General features: G+C 46.5%; 22 protein-coding genes. 15 read left to right on the top strand and 7 right to left on the bottom strand.

Features of this window, described 5'->3' with window-relative positions; genetic code table 11:
• Nucleotides 1–909, bottom strand: a complete 909-nt coding sequence (locus QJS83_RS09155) for a type II secretion system F family protein (protein ID WP_284604206.1) — start codon at nucleotides 907–909, stop codon at nucleotides 1–3.
• A gap of 29 nt (nucleotides 910–938) precedes the next feature.
• Here QJS83_RS09155 and QJS83_RS09150 point away from each other — a divergent pair, with 29 nt between their 5' ends.
• From QJS83_RS09150 to QJS83_RS09120, 7 genes are all read left to right on the top strand, one after another.
• Nucleotides 939–1,520, top strand: coding sequence for a Maf family protein (locus tag QJS83_RS09150; protein WP_284604205.1), 582 nt, complete (start codon nucleotides 939–941; stop codon nucleotides 1,518–1,520).
• A gap of 161 nt (nucleotides 1,521–1,681) precedes the next feature.
• Entirely contained in the window at nucleotides 1,682–2,593 is a 912-nt protein-coding gene (locus tag QJS83_RS09145; RefSeq protein ID WP_284604204.1) for a hypothetical protein, read from the top strand.
• A gap of 105 nt (nucleotides 2,594–2,698) precedes the next feature.
• Nucleotides 2,699–3,556: a S1 family peptidase gene (locus QJS83_RS09140; RefSeq protein WP_284604203.1), complete on the top strand. Its 858-nt coding sequence runs from the start codon at nucleotides 2,699–2,701 to the stop codon at nucleotides 3,554–3,556.
• An 18-nt stretch (nucleotides 3,557–3,574) separates the two neighbouring features.
• Nucleotides 3,575–4,234, top strand: a complete 660-nt coding sequence (locus QJS83_RS09135; RefSeq protein WP_284604202.1) for a YggS family pyridoxal phosphate-dependent enzyme — start codon at nucleotides 3,575–3,577, stop codon at nucleotides 4,232–4,234.
• A 9-nt stretch (nucleotides 4,235–4,243) separates the two neighbouring features.
• Nucleotides 4,244–5,071, top strand: coding sequence for a pyrroline-5-carboxylate reductase family protein (locus tag QJS83_RS09130; RefSeq protein ID WP_284604201.1), 828 nt, complete (start codon nucleotides 4,244–4,246; stop codon nucleotides 5,069–5,071).
• 61 nt (nucleotides 5,072–5,132) lie between these two features.
• Complete coding sequence (locus QJS83_RS09125) at nucleotides 5,133–5,672, top strand: DivIVA domain-containing protein (protein WP_284604200.1); 540 nt, start codon at nucleotides 5,133–5,135, stop codon at nucleotides 5,670–5,672.
• Nucleotides 5,673–5,687: 15 nt separating this feature from the next.
• Nucleotides 5,688–5,966, top strand: coding sequence for a DUF167 domain-containing protein (locus QJS83_RS09120; protein WP_284604199.1), 279 nt, complete (start codon nucleotides 5,688–5,690; stop codon nucleotides 5,964–5,966).
• 10 nt (nucleotides 5,967–5,976) lie between these two features.
• Here the strand turns inward: QJS83_RS09120 and QJS83_RS09115 are convergent, their stop codons facing one another.
• Nucleotides 5,977–7,119, bottom strand: coding sequence for a hypothetical protein (locus QJS83_RS09115; protein WP_284604198.1), 1,143 nt, complete (start codon nucleotides 7,117–7,119; stop codon nucleotides 5,977–5,979).
• A 29-nt stretch (nucleotides 7,120–7,148) separates the two neighbouring features.
• Here QJS83_RS09115 and QJS83_RS09110 point away from each other — a divergent pair, with 29 nt between their 5' ends.
• The 4 genes from QJS83_RS09110 (at nucleotide 7,149) to QJS83_RS09095 (ending at nucleotide 13,089) form a co-directional block, all read left to right on the top strand.
• Nucleotides 7,149–8,366, top strand: a complete 1,218-nt coding sequence (locus QJS83_RS09110) for an MFS transporter (RefSeq protein ID WP_284604197.1) — start codon at nucleotides 7,149–7,151, stop codon at nucleotides 8,364–8,366.
• Between the two features lie 2 nt (nucleotides 8,367–8,368).
• Complete coding sequence (locus QJS83_RS09105; protein ID WP_284604196.1) at nucleotides 8,369–8,716, top strand: rhodanese-like domain-containing protein; 348 nt, start codon at nucleotides 8,369–8,371, stop codon at nucleotides 8,714–8,716.
• Between the two features lie 92 nt (nucleotides 8,717–8,808).
• Nucleotides 8,809–9,858, top strand: coding sequence for a porin (locus QJS83_RS09100; RefSeq protein ID WP_284604194.1), 1,050 nt, complete (start codon nucleotides 8,809–8,811; stop codon nucleotides 9,856–9,858).
• A gap of 552 nt (nucleotides 9,859–10,410) precedes the next feature.
• Complete coding sequence (locus tag QJS83_RS09095; protein WP_284604193.1) at nucleotides 10,411–13,089, top strand: valine--tRNA ligase; 2,679 nt, start codon at nucleotides 10,411–10,413, stop codon at nucleotides 13,087–13,089.
• Nucleotides 13,090–13,161: 72 nt separating this feature from the next.
• Here QJS83_RS09095 and QJS83_RS09090 read toward each other — a convergent pair whose 3' ends face one another.
• From QJS83_RS09090 to tsaA, 4 genes are all read right to left on the bottom strand, one after another.
• Nucleotides 13,162–13,932, bottom strand: a complete 771-nt coding sequence (locus QJS83_RS09090; protein WP_284604192.1) for a hypothetical protein — start codon at nucleotides 13,930–13,932, stop codon at nucleotides 13,162–13,164.
• A gap of 7 nt (nucleotides 13,933–13,939) precedes the next feature.
• The gene (locus tag QJS83_RS09085) at nucleotides 13,940–14,410 is read right to left on the bottom strand and encodes a hypothetical protein (RefSeq protein WP_284604190.1); all 471 of its coding nucleotides are present in this window, start codon (nucleotides 14,408–14,410) and stop codon (nucleotides 13,940–13,942) included.
• A gap of 127 nt (nucleotides 14,411–14,537) precedes the next feature.
• On the bottom strand, nucleotides 14,538–15,521 hold the full coding sequence (locus tag QJS83_RS09080) for an isopenicillin N synthase family dioxygenase (protein WP_284604189.1): 984 nt from the start codon (nucleotides 15,519–15,521) through the stop codon (nucleotides 14,538–14,540).
• Between the two features lie 65 nt (nucleotides 15,522–15,586).
• On the bottom strand, nucleotides 15,587–16,294 hold the full coding sequence (gene tsaA / locus QJS83_RS09075; protein ID WP_284604188.1) for a tRNA (N6-threonylcarbamoyladenosine(37)-N6)-methyltransferase TrmO: 708 nt from the start codon (nucleotides 16,292–16,294) through the stop codon (nucleotides 15,587–15,589).
• A gap of 122 nt (nucleotides 16,295–16,416) precedes the next feature.
• Between tsaA and QJS83_RS09070 the strand changes: the two genes are divergently transcribed.
• The 3 genes from QJS83_RS09070 (at nucleotide 16,417) to QJS83_RS09060 (ending at nucleotide 18,715) form a co-directional block, all read left to right on the top strand.
• A complete protein-coding gene (locus QJS83_RS09070; RefSeq protein ID WP_284604187.1) occupies nucleotides 16,417–16,827 on the top strand; it encodes a hypothetical protein in 411 nt (136 codons plus the stop codon).
• Nucleotides 16,828–16,908: 81 nt separating this feature from the next.
• A complete protein-coding gene (locus QJS83_RS09065; protein ID WP_284604185.1) occupies nucleotides 16,909–18,498 on the top strand; it encodes a S8 family serine peptidase in 1,590 nt (529 codons plus the stop codon).
• A gap of 79 nt (nucleotides 18,499–18,577) precedes the next feature.
• Nucleotides 18,578–18,715 (top strand): hypothetical protein, encoded by a 138-nt coding sequence (locus QJS83_RS09060; RefSeq protein ID WP_284604184.1) that lies wholly within the window; start codon nucleotides 18,578–18,580, stop codon nucleotides 18,713–18,715.
• A gap of 57 nt (nucleotides 18,716–18,772) precedes the next feature.
• Here QJS83_RS09060 and QJS83_RS09055 read toward each other — a convergent pair whose 3' ends face one another.
• Entirely contained in the window at nucleotides 18,773–19,489 is a 717-nt protein-coding gene (locus QJS83_RS09055) for a Crp/Fnr family transcriptional regulator (protein WP_284604183.1), read from the bottom strand.
• Nucleotides 19,490–19,751: 262 nt separating this feature from the next.
• Between QJS83_RS09055 and QJS83_RS09050 the strand changes: the two genes are divergently transcribed.
• Entirely contained in the window at nucleotides 19,752–20,732 is a 981-nt protein-coding gene (locus QJS83_RS09050; protein WP_284604182.1) for a BMP family lipoprotein, read from the top strand.
• Nucleotides 20,733–20,734 lie beyond the last annotated feature (2 nt).

The following is a 20,734-nucleotide window of genomic DNA, read 5'->3' as shown; positions in this document are numbered from 1 at the left end:
CTATTTATTCCCGTACATGAACGACACGGCCACGGGACCGAATACAATAATAAATACCGCTGGAAGGATAAACACCATCAACGGAATAAGAATCGCTTGCGATGCTCGCGCACCGGCCTTTTCCGCACGCACGAATCTTTCCAAACGCATTTGCACGGATTGATCTTTCAATACTTGCGAGATACTTGCGCCCGTCGACTCGGCATCCACCAAGACCGCCACGAAACTTGTCATCTCGTTCATATCCAAACGCTCTGCCATGTCCTTCAAAGCTTGCGCTTTGGAAGCACCGATTTTGATATCTTTCAAAACTGTTCCCAGCTCGTCGGCCAGAACGCTGTCTGTACCGGAAGCTTTATCCACGATTTTTTGAATTGCAGAGAAGAAGTCCAAACCCGCTTCCACCGACAACGCCAAAAGATCGATAAAGAAAGGCAGATCCGCACGGACAGAAAGTTCGCGGCGTTTCTTTTCACCTTTCGCATGGATTTGCGGAAGATAAAAACCAATGAGTCCCATACCCATCACCATCATCGGCGACAGTCCCAACTGCAGCGAGAAGTTCATGATCAAAAGGAAAATGGGGAACATGATACCCCAAAGCAGCTGCAACCCAATGAATTCATCTTCGTTCAACTCGCGCGAAAGACCCGAAGTAAGAATGTATTTACGGACGCGTTTGCGATAGCCTTCACTGCGAATCCTCATGGCGTGCTGCAAAGTGAACTGATGTACAAGCGGACGCGAGAAATTGATCACCGGATTTTTTGATTTTGCCGGTTCATCATTGTTCGCCCAGGAAAGCTGTTGTTTGTCGGCATTACTTGCGAAGATAGAGCTGACAAATAGGAAGACGGCCACTCCTGCGAGCAGCAATCCTAGAATGAGCATTAACTCTGCACTTCCCATTTTCGCCTCTTTGTGTTCAAGTAAAACTCATGACACCACTTGTTTTGGCATCTGAGTCCCCACGCCGTCGTGAGCTTCTCAAAGAAGCTGGTTTTGACTTTGACGTGGTTCCAGTTAAAGTATCGGAAATTCCTAACAAAAACCTGAATGTAAACGAGCAGATTTTAGATATCGCGCGACGCAAAGCTCGAGCGGCTTTTGACCAACTAAAGTCGAGCAGAACAGGCCCCTTTCGTGTCCTGTCCGCCGATACCGAAGTGATTTTCGGCGGGGGCCCCCTCGGCAAACCCGCTGATCGTGAAGACGCCTATCGAATTTTAAAACTTTTGTCTGGAAATTTTCATGAGGTGATCACCGCCGTTTGTGTGATCGACTCCGTTACGGGTAAAGAAGTGTCTCAAGCTGAGACGACACAAATTTACTTCCGCACGCTCTCCGACGAAGAAATCTGGACCTACATCGACACCGGAGAGCCCATGGATAAAGCCGGTGCTTACGGAATTCAAGGCAAAGGAAGAATGTTCGTCGAGCGCTTTGAAGGACCTTTCGATAATGTCGTGGGCCTCCCGATCGCAACAGTTCGCAAACTTCTTTCTCTTTTTCCTTCGTAGAATTAAGACGTTTCCCTGTCGCCTCTACGCCTGACTTTTTAGATGTGCTGTCTAAAGTTTAGACGATCACCCAGGGCCCTTGTCGCCTATATTGGCCTCTCACGACATTCTTCATGGGTATGGCTATTGCTCTTTGATTGCCTCAGAGAAATGAGGAAAAGATGCGCATCAAGAGTTTGCTGTTAGCCGTTTTAATTTTCGGGCTTTTTACACAGAATTCCTGGGCACAATGCACGGATTGTACGACTTTGGAGTTCGGAAAAAAAGTTCAGCTTCCTCTTTTAAGTCCTCTGCTCCCCATGGATTCCAAAGCGAAGCTGGAATACATCGCCAGCCTTGGAGTTGATCTTTTTAAAATGCCGAGCCCTGACGAATCTCCGACGATTGCGTTTTTAGCCAGTCCCCCTGTAGAGATTATGAAACGCTACGAAAAATACTTTCGTGACGAAGGCGTTTTAGGTTTGTTCCTTTCTCACAATGCCACGTACAACCGCGTTCACACCTCAACAATTTTGCTTATTGAAAGTTCCGATGCGTGGACGATCACGCACGAGTTCATGCATTATCTTTTCGATCGTGCCCGCCTTTTGGAAGATCCCACATCAGAATCGCGAATCGTCAACAACATGAGCGATGCCCGTGAGGATTTTTTTGGAACTTGGGAGCGCTATAAGATGTTCGACGGTTATGCGAACGAAGAACACAAGCAAGCCACGGTTGCAAATTTCATTGCCTATTCAGATCGACTGCAACAGCTTCTGCTGGGATTCGAGATGGAGGAAATGGCCATCGAAAAGTTTTTGCGCGTCATCTACATCCATCACAAACCTCCGGGTTTTGATCAAAACAGCTTTGATCGCAGTACCCGATATATCAAATCGACCGGAACGAAGGCGCTGATGAACCTCGATATCATCCTGGAAATCTGCTCGGATGTGCGTAAAACACTGAACGCCTCTGACAAAACTTTGACCTCATCACTTGCGCAATCGTGCAACCGCGCTCTTTCTTATAAAAACGCGATTTTAAAAATCGGTAAGGATCTTGAAATTGAGTTCGAGAATGGAAAATAGTCAGTAGTGAACTTTCTACCGTCCATACTTTTGACAGCGCGGTTCTTTTAGGGGTTTTCACAAAACTCTGCTAAATTGAGCCACCCTATTCACGAGGAGACTTCTGTGTCCGTACGTATGTCGTTGTTGCTAGCTTCTCTTATCGCTCTTTCCGCTTGTTCAGAGAAAACTTCTGAAAGTCTCACGCTTGGCGGAGCCGACACTTCCATTATTGGCGGTGAAGCGGCTAAAGCAACCGATACAGTGACTTCCTCCACAGTTTCCCTTATCTACAATCTTGAAGCCTCTCCTTACTTGTTCTGCACAGGAACTGTTATTTCAAAAAATCTTATTTTGACGGCAACACATTGCTTAGAACAACTTGATCCGGAAAATGACAAAGAGAATGTCTCTATTTATCTTGGCGAAACACTTCCGACTTCTTTTGAAAAGAACGCGGGCTTTGAAGTGGAGTCATGGAAGGTCCATCCCGAATATAAAATGGTACTGGATTCTAATGGATTTCCTCGCACCGGCGTGAATGATGTTGCTTTGATTAAACTCAAAAAAGACTTGCCGGGGACGGCTCAAATCATTCCGATTCTCGAGGAAAATATTGCTCTTGCAAACGGTCAATCGCTTTTGCTTGCCGGTTATGGCCTAACAAATGAAATCAACCAGCCTGTCAGAGCGAAAGGCTTGAATTACGTACGCGTTCCTTTGGCAAAAACTTTCGATAACATTCTTGTGACAGACCAAACTCGGGCAAAAGGTGCGTGCAGTGGTGACTCTGGCGGACCTGCTTACCTTGAAACCTCAAGAGGTTTGATTGTGGTTGGTATTACTCGCGGCCCTCATGAACTGGCGCCAGACTGCCGTCATTATGGCGAATATACTTTTGCGTCCCGTTTCAAAAAGTTTATTTTGGAAACGGCGGCCGAGCTGGGCGCTGACGCTCCTCATTTTGTCGACCTCCCTCAGTAATTCTGCTACGTTGAAGGCATGGACCTTCAAACTATTGTAAAAAACTGTTCTCCGGCGCAAGTCCTTGCTGTTTCTAAATTGCAGCCGGAGGAAAAAATTCGCTCGCTCTATCACCACGGCCAACGCCATTTTGGCGAAAACTACGTCCAAGAAGCGCTGACGAAACTTGAGAACCTTCAAGACCTTCCCGACATCCGTTGGCATTTGATTGGCCACTTACAAAAGAATAAAGCAAAACTTGTCGTTGGAAAGTTCCACTTAATTCATTCCGTCGACTCACTCGAGCTGGCGCAAGTCATGAGCCGCCAGTGCGAGCAAAAACACACAACCCAAAACATCCTTGTGCAAGTCAATTTAGCGGGCGAAGAAACAAAGGGCGGTTTTGACAAACAAAGTCTATTGCAAAGTTGGGCGCAGATTACAAATCTGCCTCATCTGCAAATTCACGGCTTGATGACGATGCCTCCATTAACCGAAACAGGTGCGGAAGTACGTCCTTATTTTAGCGAACTCCGCGAGCTGCTAAACCAGCTTCGCACCCAAACAGATTTGGCTCGGCATCCGCTGACAGAGCTGTCAATGGGCACGAGCCACGATTTTAAAGTCGCCATTGAAGAGGGAGCGACAATCGTGCGTCTTGGGACTATTTTGTTTGGCGAACGTCCTTCGAAACGGTAGGATGATCTTATGAACCCATTTTTGAAATCGCAAAAAATCGGATTTTTGGGTGCAGGGAATATGGCGCAAGCCATGATTAAGGGCCTCCTTGAAGGCGGAATCCCCTCCAAAAATATCTTCGCTACAAATCGCTCCGAAGGAAAACTTCTAAAACTGGCCGAGACATTTAAAATCAACCCGGTTTCGAGCAATGAAGTTCTTATCGACACTTGTGACATTATTATCTTAGCCGTGAAACCGCAGGATTTGTTGCAAGCGCTCGAGCCTGTCACCAGAGCTTTTGATGAAAACAAAGTCGTTATCAGCGTGGCCGCTGGTATTCGCATGGAAAAATTGGAACGCTTCATTCAAGGCGCCCGTCTTTCTCGTGTGATGCCGAATACTCCGTCGCTTATCGGCAGAGGGGTCATTGGCTATCTTCTTAACGACGATGATGACAACGCTTTGGAAAGCACAGTCGAAGATCTTTTTGCGCCGCTAGGTCGCGTGATCAAAGTGAGCGACGAAGATCAGTTTGAAGCATTGATGGTGTCTTGCTCCAGCGGAACGGGTTTTGTCTTTGAAATGATGATGTACTGGCAGGATTGGATCGAAGAGCATGGTTTTTCTCAGGAAGAGGCCCGCCTTATGACGATCGAAACTTTTGTGGGCGCGTCCCTTCTGGCAGCCCAGGCTCGCGAAGGAGTTGAGGATTTACAGGCCCGTGTTACTTCTAAAAAAGGTGTCACCGCAGCTGGACTTCAGTCCATGAGAGAGCTTGAAATCGAACGCGCTCTTCGCATTAGCTTTGAAAAAGCCGCGATGAGAAACAAAGAAATGGCCCGGGAAATCAAATAACCTTGCGCGGATACAGACTCGGCCTTTATCCTTAAGTCATATTTGTTCAAGGAGGAACAAGATGAGAATTACTCCTATCGACATTGCTCACAAGTCTTTCGGAAAAAAGATGATGGGTTTGGACGCTGATGAGGTTGTGGATTTCCTCCAGCAGATCGCATCGCAAATGGAAGCTCTTATTCAAGAGAGAAACTCCCTCAAAGAGGCCATTCGCGAAAAAGAACTTTCCTTGATGGAATATAAAGAGCGCGATCAAGTCCTTAAAGACACTATCGCGACAGCAACGCAAATGGCGGAACGTCTTCGCCAAGACGCCGACCGTGAAGCTAAACTAATTATCGCAGATGCTCAACAAAAAGCGGAAATCATCACTCGCGACTCTCGCGATTCATTGAAAAAAATGTATCAAGAAGTCACAGAGTTGAAACGTGCTCGCTTGCAGTTTGAAGCAAACTTGAAGGCGTTGGCGCAAGCCCACTTGTCTTTGCTTGAACAAGGCGAAAAGTACATGCCGCAAATGCAGCTTCCAGGTCACAACATTGTGAATGGCAATAATGGCGGCGGACGCACAACAAACGTGTCTCCTCTTTCTGCTGAGTAATCGCGGAAGACCCTCATGATTGAATCAATAAAAGGTGGAGTTCGGCTCCACCTTTTTATTCAGCCTAAGGCCTCTAAAAACGAAGTTGTGGGTCCTCACAACGGCGAACTCAAAGTAAAAATCACCGCACCTCCAATTGACGGCAGAGCCAACGAAGGACTGATCGAATTCCTTTCCGATCTTTTTGACGTGCCGAAAAGAAATATCACTCTTGTCAAAGGGGATACCGGTCGACACAAAACCGTCGACGTTCTTGGTATTGACGTAAGCGCCGTTCAAGAACTACTGCGATAGCGCGCAAACGCTATCGTCGTCTTTTTTTCTTATTTGATTTCAACTCAATTTGGAATTCAGTGTCGTCCAATTGCTGTTGCAACTGCTGCTGATTCACACGTGGTTTTTTCGTCGGGCGCGGTTTGAAAAGATTTTGGTCTACGCCATCGTCCGTTTGCTCTTTGAACTGACGCACTTTTCTTTCCGAACTCATTTCATCCTGATCGTCGTACATGTTCGAACGGTAACTCGGCACCGGGGAATCCACAGGAACATAAGTCGGCTCTGTGTAACCCTCTGTCATATCAAATGAGTAGCGGACAAAAGCGCCGACATGAAAACCAGCCGCCGAGTTCGAGCCCATCAACGTCATTCCGCCATTGGCCTGCAAAGTCCAATTGGGACTGATAAGCCAAGTTGCAAAAAGTTGCGAATCCATCAAGGAGGGATTCACGCCATAAAATTTCATCGAGCCTGCATTCACGCCGTTGATGTAAGCCGTACGTGTCGCCGGATTTTTATTGGGATCGTCAGTCACACTTTGATAACCGAAAAGTTCCGCCCCCAAGCGCAAACGAGACAGTTTCAACTGCGTGCCCACTCCCCAAGGCATAAGATAAGACCGGTCGTCGCCTCGAAATGTAAAACCCAACCATCCGTAGGCACGCACAGAGCCGAAGTCTTTTTGTGCGATCAAACGAGAACGAACTTCAATAACTCCTTCGGAATTCAACACGGTATCTGAAGTCGGATCTACTTTTTCGAACGGGATCACGCCGATGATCTCTGGAATGAGTTGGAACGCTTCTGAGTACATAAGAAAATCAAAACCCACGGCCGCTTCCGTGATCGTACTGTTGGAGCGCGTTGCCACGGAGTCCTTACTTTCCGCACTTCCGACATTCCCCCAACCAAAAACCGACCAATTCCTGCGCGGAGTATAGCGTGAGCCCAGATAAACATCTAAAAGGGAGTAATGGTTTCCGGAAGGAAGGTTCTGACTGCCGCCACCTGAAGACGGATAGTTTGCCTCCGAATAGAAATACTGAGTGCCCACCTCAAAATCCCAGCGATCTCTTCTGTATTCTTTAAAATTGTCGAGAGCCAAAGCCGAAGAGCACGAGAAAAGAAGACCCACGAATACGAACGTCAAACGCTGAAGATTATTTGCCATTTTCATAACTTCCTAATATTAACAACCCTATGACTTCGACATCAAATAAATCACGGCTGGCGATTATCTTTTTCACTGTTTTCCTCTATTTAGTGGGCTTTGGTGTGGTTATTCCCGTGATCCCGATCTTAAGTCGAAACTTTGGTGCTACGGCTTTGCAAACGGGACTTTTGCTTTCCGTGTATTCTTTGATGCAATTTCTCTTTTCACCGTTTTGGGGTCGCTTGAGCGATCGTTTAGGTCGCCGTCCTATTTTGCTGTTCTGTCTTTTCGGTGAAGGACTTTCTTATATTCTTTTTGCGTGGGCGCGCTCTCTTGAATGGCTCTTCATTGCGCGCATTCTCGCCGGTTTTTTTGGTGCGAGTCTTTCGACCGCTTCGGCATATATTTCCGATATCACTCCTAAACATGAACGCTCGAAAGGCATGGCTCTTATCGGAGCCGCTTTCGGTTTAGGATTTGTGATTGGTCCTGCCTTAGGCGGAGGCTTGGCGGTTTGGGGACATCATATTTCAGCCGAACCTCATTTCGACACGTCCTTTTCTGCTTACTGGGTCGCTGCCTTGTGTTTCGCGAACTTTTTGTTCGGTTTGAAATTCCTGACCGAGTCTCTCAGCGAAAAAAGCGAATCCGCAGAAAAGAAAAAACGATTTTCAATTATGTGGCATTACTTGAACGTCAAAACGGTCGGCTCCTTGATGACGGTCTTTATGCTTGCATCTTTGGCGATGTCTTCGATGGAAGCGACTTTGATTCTTTTCATGGGCGAAAAGTTTCAATGGGACGTAAAACAAGTCAGTTTCGGTTTTGCTTACATCGGCGTGATCATCGTCTTCACTCAAGGTTTTTTGGTGCGCCGTTTGATCCCGAAGTGGGGCGAGCGCAAAGTTCTTCGTCTTGGGCTTATCTCATTCGCTCTGGGCCTTACGTGCATTGCCATCGCTTCTTCAATTCCGGTGATGGCTGTGGCGATGACATTGCTGTCGATCGGCAACGGTCTCTCCAATCCTTCCACATTGGGAAGCATCAGCCTTCTTACCGATGCGAAAGAACAAGGAGTCACCATGGGTGTCACACAAAGCATGGCGTCTTTGGGCAGAATTATCGGACCCGCTCTTGGCGGAGCTCTTTATGGATCCGTGGCCATCACGGCGCCTTTTTGGGCCTCAGGGCTTCTTGCTGCGATAGCACTGATCATCGTCATCAAAATTTATAAACTTATTCCCGAGCACGGGCGCGTAGGATAACCATGGAACTTAATCAAATCGGCTTTTTTCAATTCGAAAACCTTGTTCAGAACCGAATCCCTCTGATCCTTGTGCTCTTAGATCCCGTCGATCTGAAACCTTGGTACAATAGTGTTGTGAACATGCACTTGCAGAACGTGACTTTGCATTGTTCGCCGGAACAAGTGTTGCCAGAGATTCAAAATAAAAAACTGCCCCCGCATTTCGCGGTCATCATTCTGGATCAGAATGCGGAAAAGAGTCCCGCCGTTGCAAAGACTTTGGAAGACGCCGGCTATATCAATGTTTATTACGTTAAAGGTGGCTTTACCCACTTGGCGAAGGAACGCGAACAAGAATCTAACAGATAACTGACAAAACGAAAAAAACTCATTGTTGGCTAACGTCCGCCTCTATAACATACTTAAGACTCACAAATAAAACTTTAAAGAAGGATGTATCCATGAAAAAGTTTTTGTTCGCGTCTTTGATTTCAGTTATGGCGGTGCACGCTCAAGCAGGCTCTTTGAGCCTCGACATGCGCGCTGACTACAACTCAACAACTTACGATGAGTCTCCACTTCCAGACTTCACTAAGTTCTATTTTAAAACAGGCCGTCTTGATTACCAAGGCAAAGCGACGGAAGATCTTTCTTACCGCGTTCGTCTTGCTTTCAATAAAGACGCTGCTGTGCAAACAACAGACAGCACGCAAGTGGCAGTGGAATACGCTTACTTGTCACACAAAATGTCTGAGCTTTTCACTTTGTCCGTTGGTAAATTCAACACTGAATTCGGTGGTTTTGAAGGCGCGACAAGCGGAGCGGATCTTTACCTCACGTCTGAGTTCTATACGATGAGAGGCCTTGACGGTTCTCTTGATGGTTTGAACCTAGGTACGACAAACTTGCTTTACATGACTGGCGTTAAGGGAACTTTTTCTTTCGCAGGTCAACAAGTTCACGTTATGGCGACGAATGAAACAAACGGCGCAACAGAAGCGGGCGATCCAGCGGCGCAAAACTCTTCTCTTTACGGTGTTGTATGGAGAGGCGGCTTCATGGAGAAAGCTTTGAACTTCAACCTGAGCTATCACACGATGAACGGTCCTGCGGCTGATGACAAACATCAGTTCATGGCTGCCGGCGTAATGTGGAATCTGGCACCGATCACGGCTTCTGCTGACTACCTTGTTTCTGAATTCAAGCAAGATGCTTCCGGCGACAAAGACACTGTGACTTCGATCGTTGCGAAACTTGCTTACACAGGTTGGGAACAATGGACGCCACGTCTTGAATTCACGACTTCTGAAGAAAAAATCGAAATCGGTGGCGCGGCTACTAACAAGTTCACTGGTTACGGCGCAGTTCTTGAGTACAAACCTTGGACTGATACAAACTTCCGTTACCATGTCGCTTACAACACAATCAAAGAAGCTCCAGAAGTGGGCGAAGACATGACAAAACAAGAAGTTGTCGTAGGTGCCCGCCTTCTTGCAGATTTCTTGAAATAATTTTTCCAGAAAATTCCAAAAACAAAAAAAGGGAGGCTCTACCTCCCTTTTTTAATTTCGGAAAAAGGTACCTGGTACCTTTTTCCCGTTCCGTGCCTCCACCAAACCCGCCTCCCTATGAAACTCCGTCCAAGTTTATAAGCCCGTTTCCCAGTCACTGGTCCTTGGGCTAAGTAACACGTCGAGAAGTATCAGCATTTAAAGAGCTTTTAGCTTTATAACTATCGTCAAGATCAACAAAACGATAATCACAAATTCTTTAGTAATTCTTAAAATGCGCCGAATACGTAAATACCGTGTTTTACGCATTGGACACCTCCCGTTATTTTCGGACGGGAGTTCCACAACAGCGAGTTTGGCTTCGGCTAAGACTCGCTGTTGCATTTTTAAGCCCAAGATCTTGCCTCAACTGCGATCTCCCGGGACATTTGACGTCCGAATTGTAAATTGCCCGCTGGATTAAACCTTCCGCATTGCGCCTATTTTTGTTAACCTCTTAAGGTTAAAAACCTAAGGATTTCTTGTCCTTAAACCTTTCAGAGGTCGTTTACAATGTCAGAACAATTATCAGATCGCTACAATCCCGCAGATGTAGAAACACGCACGTATCAGTGGTGGGAACAGTCCGGCTATTTCAAAGCACAGGATCAATCAACAAAACCTCCGTTCTCTATCATTTTGCCTCCTCCCAACGTCACGGGTTTCTTGCATATGGGTCACGCCTTGGATCACACAATCCAAGACATGCTTATTCGTTGGAAAAGAATGAATGGCTACAATGCCATGTGGTTGCCAGGAACGGATCATGCCGGCATCGCGACCCAATCTGTTGTTGAGCGTGAACTTAAAAAAGACGGTGTAACTCGCCATGAATTAGGCCGCGAAAAGTTCGTTGAAAAAATCTGGGAGTGGAAAAACCAATATGGCGATCGTATTTATTCACAAATGCGCCGTCTTGGCGACTCTTGTGATTGGGATCGCGCTGTTTTCACTTTGGACGAAGGCGTATCCAAGGCGGTTCGCAAAGTGTTTGTGACTCTTCACAAAAAAGGTCTGATCTATCGTGGTCAGCGCTTGGTGAACTGGTCAGGTCCACTTGAGACAGCTATTTCAGATCTTGAGGTTGAACACAAGCAGATCAAGGGATCTCTTTATCACATCAACTATCCGCTTGAAGATGGCTCCGGCTTCTTGACGGTGGCGACAACTCGTCCTGAAACCATGTTGGGAGACACCGCTCTTTGCGTTCACCCTGAAGACGAACGCTACAAACACTTGATCGGTAAAAACGTGGTGATTCCTTTGATCAACAGAAAGATCAAAATCATCGCTGACACTTACGTGGACAAATCATTTGGCTCGGGTGTTGTAAAGATCACTCCTGCGCATGACTTTAACGATTACAAAATCGGCAAAGCGCACCACTTGGAGTTCATCAACATCCTGACAAAAAAAGCCGAGCTCAACGAAAATGCAGGTCCTTATCAAGGCCTTAAAGTTCAAGAAGCCCGCAAGCGTGTTCTTGAAGATCTGAAGGCGCAAAATCTTTTGGTAAAAGAAGAGCCGCATGTTCACTCAGTAGGACATTGCTCTCGTTCGGGCGCCGTTGTTGAGCCGTTCTTGTCAGAACAATGGTTCGTAAAAATGGATCAGCTTGCTACTCCTGCAAAACGTGTCGTTGAAAGCGGTACGATTCGTTTCGAACCGGAATCTTGGACAAAAGTGTACTTGCATTGGCTGAATAACATCGAAGACTGGTGTATTTCCCGTCAGCTTTGGTGGGGCCACCGCATCCCTGTATGGTATTGCGACGAGTGCAATCACCAAACTGTCAGCGAAACGGACATTACGTCTTGTGAAAAATGCGGCAGCACTAAAGTACATCAAGATGAAGACGTTCTTGATACATGGTTTAGTTCGGGTCTGTGGCCGTTCTCCACTATGGGATGGCCAAACGAAACGGAAGCTTTAAAGACATTCTATCCAACAAGTTATCTTGTCACGGGTCACGACATCATCTTCTTCTGGGTGGCGCGTATGATCATGATGGGTCTTGAGTTTAAGCGCGACGTTCCTTTCCGCACGGTTTATATCCACGGTTTGGTGCGCGATTCTCAAGGTCGTAAAATGTCGAAGTCTCTTGGTAACTCTGTCGACCCGGTAGAAATGATCGAAAAGTACGGTGCGGATGCTCTGCGCTTTACTTTCGCGGCTCACTTATACTCGGGCAAAGACTTTAAGTTCAGCGAACAGCGCCTGGAAGGCTACCGCAATTTCATGAATAAAATCTGGAACGCGGCCCGCTTTGCCCTTTCGAACTTGTCTGATTTTAAAGCTCCTGCAGAAGGCGTAAAAGCTTTGCCGGACAAAGCGCACATCAGCGTGTTCGATCAATGGATCATCACGAAACTTGCGGAAGTTACAAAAGAAGTTGAAGACGCGATGGAGTCTGAAAGATTCTCTGACGCTGCCAACTCTCTTTATCAGTTCATTTGGAATCAATTCTGTGATTGGTACATCGAATTCACAAAACCAATCATGAACGGCACAAACGCAGACGAAAAGAAAGCGACTCAGCTTGTGATTGCGCAAGTCTTGAATCGCATCACACGTTTGTTGCATCCATTCGCGCCGTTTATCTCGGAAGAGATTTACCAAAAGCTGCCGATCAAAGGTGCCGCTTGTATCGTGGATCAGTTCCCGAATACCAGAAACGACCGCGAGTTTTTAAGCCTTGGTTCACCGCAAAGTGCGTTTGAAATCGACGTGGTTAAAGAGGTCATCACGGCCATTCGTAATATCCGTGGTGAAAACCGCATCAGCCCGGCAACGAAAATCAACGTTCGTTTGGGCGTGATGAACGATCAAGTCCAAAAAATACTTGGCAATAACCGCACGGCTATCATTACAATGGGCCGCGTGGAAAATCTTGAAATTGGTGCTGAGGGCGACTTGATGAAGTGTGCGGTGGCTCCGGTGATCGTGAAAGATGCGAGCGTGAAGGTGATCATCCCTCTTGAAGGTTTGGTCGACTTTGATGAAGAAGTAAAACGCATCAACAAACTCGTCGAGAAGTTGCAAAAAGATATCTCTATGCTGACGAATAAACTTTCTAACGAGAAGTTTATCGCCAACGCCGATGAAGATGTCGTTGCGGCTGACAAGGCTCTTCTAAGTCAGTCTAAGACTCAACTAGAATCTTTGCGCGAAGCTTTGACACGTTTCCAATAAAACAAAAGCTCTTAAAAAATAAAAAAGGCGAGATATATTATCTCGCCTTTTTTATTTAGAGACTGCTGAAATCTATTTACATTCGCAATTCATTGTCGCGGCCACATCGGCGCCCTGACAGAAGAATCGTTTTTCGTCATGAGAAAGATCGAAAGAAAAAATCTTTCCATTCTTTTCCACCAGCAAAAGATCGTCTCCGTTTTCATAGGCGATACGACGAGCTTCCGCGCGACCGAAAATTTCTCCGTCCGCCTCAAGACTTGCAATCAACGCATCTGTGGGACCTGTCATTTGTTCTTGGGAAAGACTGATTTCTTTTTGTTCCCCGCTGGGTGTATAGGCGAAATATTTTAGGAAACGTCTTTCTTCCTGACCAACACCGCCTCGGCTTTCAAGATAAATACGACGAACCTCGCCGGCTTTTGTGCGAATGTCTGTTGTCGTCCACTCAACGTGTTGAGCCACGATATCTCCAAGATCGGGTGAAATAGCTTTATTAAGAGAGTCAAAGCCGATCTCGCTTTGTGGATCTAGCTCTGCCATCTCCATGTTCAAACATTTCGCCATGGCCCCGAGATTTTTTTTGTAGGCTTCAAACTTAGCGGGATCTTCCATTTCCGTCGGCAGAAAACCTGCGGTCGTTGCTGTCGGAGACGCTTCTTTAACGATGTCTGGTGGCGGCGGTGTGGGCATTGAGCGCGGGGCGCCTTGCGAAGGCACCGTCCCCATCGCTTCCATATTCACAGGAGCGGGAGCATCTTCCATTTTCCAGAAATGGCAGTAAGAGAGAATCAAAATAATAGCGACAACAATAGCAAGAGAGATGATCGTTTTTTTCTTCATCCTTCAGTTATCGACTGATATCCACGGCGACGTCAATGGGTTCAAAGTGCAGCAAAGAGACTCCCATAAAACGCAAGCGCACTTGCAGAATATCAAACATCTCGCCGACTTTTTGACAACCGGCGCCCTTTAAGGTCACAAACATTAAATAATCAGGAAGGCCTGGCTGATAATCAAAATGCCATTGGGAAACTTGTTCGCAATTTTCACCGATTTCAGGCAAATCCAACGCGATAAACTGGGCTTCGCGTGCCGTCTGAAAGGAGATTTCTTTGTCTTGCAAGAGAGGATCGACTTTATCTACGACGAGCCCCACGCGCAGAAGAACTTCTTCTGTCACTGGATTCCAAATCGCAGAATAGTCGTATTGATTGTTGCCAAGTTCCTGAATGCGAAAGCTCATTCGCGCATCAGCGGCATAACTTTCTATGGACCACATACCGATAAGAACCAGAAGTAAAAACACAAAATATCGCATGACATCCCCCTCATGTGCTATTCGTGGGTCTCACTCCTTCTAGCCAATCTTGCCCTCAAAACGCAAGAAAGGGATCTTTTCAGATCCCCTTCTTGAAGTCATTTCAGTTTTGGTGACAAGAATCGTCCTATTTGATGAGACCGATCTCGCGCAAACGCTGCATCAAGAAATCATGACCAGTGATATCAGGGTATTTTGCCCCTGTCCCTTTACAAGAAGGTAAGCAGCTCAACATCGCTTCTGGATGTGGGTGCATGAAGAAAGGCATTGAATAGCGGCTTTCGTTTCTACCGTCTTGAGGATTGATCACACGGTGAGTAGTTGAAGGTAAAACGTCGTTCGTCAAACGCGCCAACATATCACCCACGTCCACGATCAATGTGTCTGGTTCAGAATCGATATCCAACCATTGGCCGTCGCGATCTTTCAATTGCAGACCGGAAGCTGTCGCTGCAGGAAGAATCGTGATGAAGTTGATGTCTTCATGAGCCGCCGCACGCACACAACGAGGATCCACACCTTCTGGAATCGGTGGATAGTGAAGAAGGCGAAGAATGGAGTTTCCATCTTTCGTCATTTTCGCGAAGAAGTCTTTTTCAACTTCAAGAGGCATTGTCAAAGCTTCCAACATCACGTTCCCCGCTTCTTCCAAAGCATCATACAAAGCCGTGAAGTGAGTTTTGAATTCAGGAATTTCTGTGGGCCATACGTTCTCGGGATAAACCGTTTTCAAAGCGTTGCCTTCTTCAAGAACGCGTCCTACGTGCCAGAACTCTTTCAAGTCCATCACTGGAGAATCTTTCGCGTGTTCTTGACCAAACGGAGTGTAACCACGCTGGAAACCTGCTTTAGGAGAGATATAAGATTTTTTTACGTCCGTAGGCAAAGAGTAGAATTTTTTAAGAATGTCGTAAGCCTTGTGCAAATCTTCGGCTTTTACGTTGTGATCTTTAAGAATAATAAAACCGTATTCTTTAAGACCCGTGAAAAGATTGTCGATAAATTTCGCGCGATCTGAATCAGAGCCCTTTGTATAACTCGCCAAGCTCAAAGTTGGAACTTTACGAAGAGTGCTGTTTTCAGAATGAGAAGCAGTTTCCGTCGTTCTCATGAATCCCTCCCTTTTTTAGGTTCATAGGGAACTTACCAAGGCGCCTATTTAAAAGGCAACTGCAACTAATTATGCGTAAAAAGAATATCTAGTACTTTCACGAGCGTCGGTGTTTCAAATTTGAAATGGATATCTCCATCGAAGAGTCGCACCGCATGTGTATTGCGATATGGAGAATCTGAATCTTCGTAGCCGCGATAGACGACGGGGCGCGGGTCCAATTTCAAAGTCTCTGCGATGATCTCGCGAAGGTCTCTGTCTGGATTTTTTTCCTGCCAAGAGCGCAAAAGGGCCTCGGCTTTTTCAGAAAATTCTACATGAATGGGATCTTTGGCGACCTCGCTCGGCCAGCCCGTGCGTGCCTCAGGAACCGCCTCCACCTCGGGAAGATACGGCTTGATATCCAAAATCGGAGTGCCATCAACAAGGTCAGCACCCGCAACCACGATGCCGTCTTTCTCCACTTTTACCAACTCAACAAGGGAAAGGCCGATGGGATTCGGGCGATGCGGAGTGCGCGTCGCAAACAACCCCATACTCTTGCCGCCCAAACGCGGAGGATGAACTTTGGCGTGATAACGTGAAACTTTATTCTGGTGAAAAACCCAGATCAGCCACACATGGCTGAATCCTTCGAGCCCCTGAAGAGATTCCTCGGGCTGAAGATCCGCACGAATCCGGAGTCGCGCCCAAGCCTTCTTCACGAGGCCCGGCTGGCGCGGAGTGCCAAACTTATCCTTAAAACACGACTCTAAATAACCGATGGGTTCCATAAAGGTAGGCCGTACCTTTTGGAGATGTTTTGCGTCAAGGACTTTCAATTCACATGTCCTTTTTGGATGACAACAGCGCTGTAAGGATTAAAAGAGGGCCATCAAACAAAAAGGAGATGTCTATGAAACACCTTATTCTAGTAGCCGCTCTCATTTTAGGCGCGAGCTCTTTTGCTACCGCTGGAGAACTTGATAACGAGTCTTCAGTCACAAACCAAGCAATGAACGGAACAGTCGTTATCCGTGTCGACACGCGCACAAACAAAGCTTCTGTTTTGACGACAGAACAAGCCTTGTCCAGCGACGTTGAGGCTCAAGCCTTGGCGCAATCAGGCTCTTTCCAAGATCTTTCCGCCGCTCATGTCGGTAATGAGTTGGATCGCGACGGTGGAGCTTCCAGTTGGTACTTCTATAATAACTACAACTCTTACTATTACGCTTCAATGTACTGGTATGGTTCGTGGTACAACCCATGCTACTCATACGCGTACAGCTACTATCGTTACTACTACTATTCTTACTACGGCTGGTAATATCCAGCGTTCGTAAAATGGGGGTTTTAAAAAAAGGTTCCGCGATGTCGGGACCTTTTGTTTAAAGAGGGAGAGTTAGTTATGAAGGGGTTCACTTTCTTTGCCGCTATCGTGCTCACAGGTTTCACAGCGTGGGCGGGTCCGTTTACTAATATCGATACTTACAAAAACTCTTTGGGATTTTCTCGTTTTTACTCGCAAGAGAATACCGGTCGCCGCTTAAAAATCGCGGTCTTAGATAAAGGTTTCTTCGGATACGAAAAAGAAATCGGCACAACACTTCCGTCCTCGACTCGCTATGTGGCGGGGCCGGTCTCTTCTCCTGAAAACATGCACGTCGAGCACGGGCTTCGCATGGCGCAGATTCTGACGTCATTGATGACGAATGATCTGCAAGCATCGCAGTGGGTGCCTGATCTGACTCTTTACAACGTGTTTGGTTTTTCAAATTTAAAAGCGGCGATCGACGACATTATCGCCCGCAAAGTGGATTTGGTTCTTTACTCTGAAGTGTGGGAATACGGAGGCAACTTCGACGGTGCGGGCTTCATTAACCATGAAATCAATCGCGCCACACGCAACGGCGTGATCTGGGTGAATGCGGCTGGAAACTTTGCACTGACGACTTTCAATTCTGGCATCCGCACAATTGCTGACAATTGGGTGCAACTTCCAGATCAAAATAACGGCCTGATGATTCGCTGTGAATACAACACAAATGGCACTTGCCCTGTGAAAATCGTATTGTCGTGGAATGACTTTAAGAACAACGTGGATCTGGGAACGGATAAAGATCTTGATCTAGCTTTGACGGACGATCTTTTAAATATTGTTCAGTCGAGCGCTTTGAAACAATCCAAAGATGCGAATGAGTCGCGCCCTGGTTTTTCAAAGTATCCTCGTGAGATCATCACTGCGGAGTTAAATCCCGGCACATACTTCATCCGCGTGAAAAACCGCTCGCAGAACTTTGCTAGCAACGACCAGCTTCGCATCACGGTTGATGGCGACAATGTTATCATGCCTTCGCACAGCCGCGGTGAAACACTTTTAAATCCTGCCGACAACGCGACGGTCATCACCGTGGGCGCCAGCGACTCCCCTCGTTCTTCTTCATCACAATCCTTAGGCAAACCGGACCTCTTCGCGCCGTCTTCGTTATTTCTAAATAACGGCGCCGAATATCGCGGAAGTTCTAACTCTGCCGCGATAGTCGCTGCAGGTTTGGGAATTTTGAAATCGCAACAACCGAAAATGACTCGTGTGGATCTTCTGAAAGCCGTCAGCTCTTATGGCGGCGGCGCTTGGGATCAGCGTGGACTTTCTTTGCATCTTCTTGGTTTTGCTCCGACAGGCCCCGGCTGTTTTATCGATGTGAACTACAATCCTTTGCCGCATTACTTGCGTGAGGTCGTTTCCAAAGGCGGTTATCTTGTGCAAACGACTGTGGGTATTCGTGTGATTGTTCCTTTTGATCCGATCACTTTGGCTTCGCATCTTCGTCGTAATTTGATGAACGATATGATCGTGGCATTGCCTCAAGGTGGCTACGCCGTTTACCCGCGCAATGCGATGATTCCTGCAGGCGCCGCGGAAATTTTCCAGCGTCCTCTTGAGGCCGGCTTGTGCCGAATAGCAAACAGCGGAAACGGCAAAAATTTCCGTCTATAAAAATGCTTTGAGGCAAGAAGTCCCTCTAAGAATTTACTCTTGCGGGCATTGCGGTACCCTCTTTTCCAGGAGGACCGCCATGCCTGAGGAAAAAGACAAAAACAAACCCGACGTGACCGAAGGAGCCAAAATTTTTGGCTGGCACAGCATTCTACTTTTGATCGCGGGATGCGTCCTCGGGCTGATCGCTTACTTCTCGTTCTTCTCCGACAAATAAAAAAGCCCAGGTTTTTCCCGGGCTTTTTCATAAGTAAAGTTTAGCAGAGTCAAAAACCTAGAAGTTTCCAGATCTTCTCATCAAACCTTCTTTATTTTTGATGATGATCTCTTTGCCATTCAAATCAATCAGTCCCTCGTTTTTGAACTCTGTCAAATGACGAGAAAGTGATTCGTTGATCGTACTCGCCAGCTGCGCGAATTCGTTGCGTGTCAGCTTCAAGTTCAAAGAAATACCGTTAGGAGTTTGCACTCCGAACTTATCGGCAAGAAGAACAAGCTGATAAGCAATTCTTTCCTGCACAGACGCCAAATAATGCAACTGACTTGTCGTCTCGAACGCTTCAAGATCACTGACAGCCTGATTAAGAAGAAGTTTTACAAGCGGGCTTGCTTGCGCCATTGCTACTTGAATCAGCTCACGCGGATAGAGCCAAAGCACTGTCGACTTCACAGCCTTTGCATGGCACTGCACCGGTGCACCTTTAACCAACGCTTTATAACCAAAATACTCTCCGGGAGAGACCAATTTAGTTACATATTCATTTGTGGTAGTGCGTCCGCGGGCATGAGAACGATTCACTACAACTTTAACACAGCCAGATTGCACGTAATACAGACCCTTCGCTGGTTCACCTTCTTTGAAAATCATTTCCTCTTCTTTGAGGTGAATGACTTCATAGGGAACGTTTGAAGTATTCGGAATGTTTAGGTTTTGATTGCCCATAAAACCAAGGGAGTTTACTCCGCCGTTGAGTATCGTTTGAGATTCCATACTCTATTTCCTCCGAGCTTTCTTCTTTGGGTTAAATGTTTAGGCCAATCCTAATCTGGTATTATACAGCCGCCTAATTGAAATTTCGACATAACTCACTTGTAACGGCACCTGGTAAAAGAGCTAACAAGGTTTTGACTTGACTCACATAGACGAGTCTCCTAATTTCAGGCGCACATAATTCAGAGAATTTTTTTGTGAAATCAACTGCTTACTTCGTGCCAAAAAGCACCGAGTTTAGATGCTGCAAGGGGGCCCACCGATGGTGAAAAGTATCCTTACCACCCTGATATTGATGTCAATTAACACAGTTTCCTTCGCAAATACGCTAAAAGTCGGCCTGGTCCTCGATAAGGGCGGAAAAGACGATAAATCTTTTAACTCCGCTGCGTACCTCGGCGCTACGAAAGCGCAAAAAGATTTAAAGATTGATCTTAAATTCGTCGAAGCAACGGATACAAACGCCATCGAAAATCTTCATCGCTCGTTTGCGCGCAAAAATTTTGATCTTGTGATCGGTATCGGCTTTGCGCAAAAAGAAGCCGTTAAAAAAGTTTCTGCCCAATTCCCGCAAGTTAAGTTTGCCGTTGTTGACGCCGAAGTCACGGCGCCGAACGTTCGTTCGCTTTTATTTCAAGAACATGAAGGCTCTTTCTTAGTCGGCGCTTTGGCGGCGATGACTTCAAAAACAAACTCAGTGGGATTCGTCGGAGGCATGGACATTCCTCTCATCCGCCGTTTTGCAATGGGTTACATTGCCGGAGCGAAATACGTAAATCCAAAAATCAAAACAAGCGAAAACTATGTGGGCGTGACCGGAGAAGCTTGGAACAATCCGGCTAAGGCCAAAGAATTGGCGTTGTCACAATTTGCACAAGGAGCCGATGTGATCTTTGCTGCGGCAGGTGCGTCTAACACAGGTGTTTTCGATGCTGCTGAAGAAAAGAAAAAATTCGCCATTGGTTGCGACTCCAATCAAAACTGGATTAAGCCAGGCACTATTCTTACAAGCATGTTGAAGGCTGTCGATGTCGCGGTTTACGACACAATCAAGGAAACTCAGGAAGGCAAGTTTTCTCCAGGTATCGTACATTTCGGTTTAAAGAACAAAGGTGTCGACTACACTCTGGATCAGTATAATGAAAAACTCATCACTTCTGATATGAAAAAGAAAGTCGAAGAGATTAAAAAGAAAATCATCGCCGGTCAGATTCAAGTTCCTGATTACTATAAAAAGAAATAGTG

The organism is Bdellovibrio sp. 22V (genome assembly GCF_030169785.1).
Classification (GTDB): Bacteria; Bdellovibrionota; Bdellovibrionia; order Bdellovibrionales; family Bdellovibrionaceae; genus Bdellovibrio.
The sequence above is the reverse complement of the archived record's forward strand: the minus strand, read 5'-3'. Positions and strand labels throughout refer to the sequence as shown.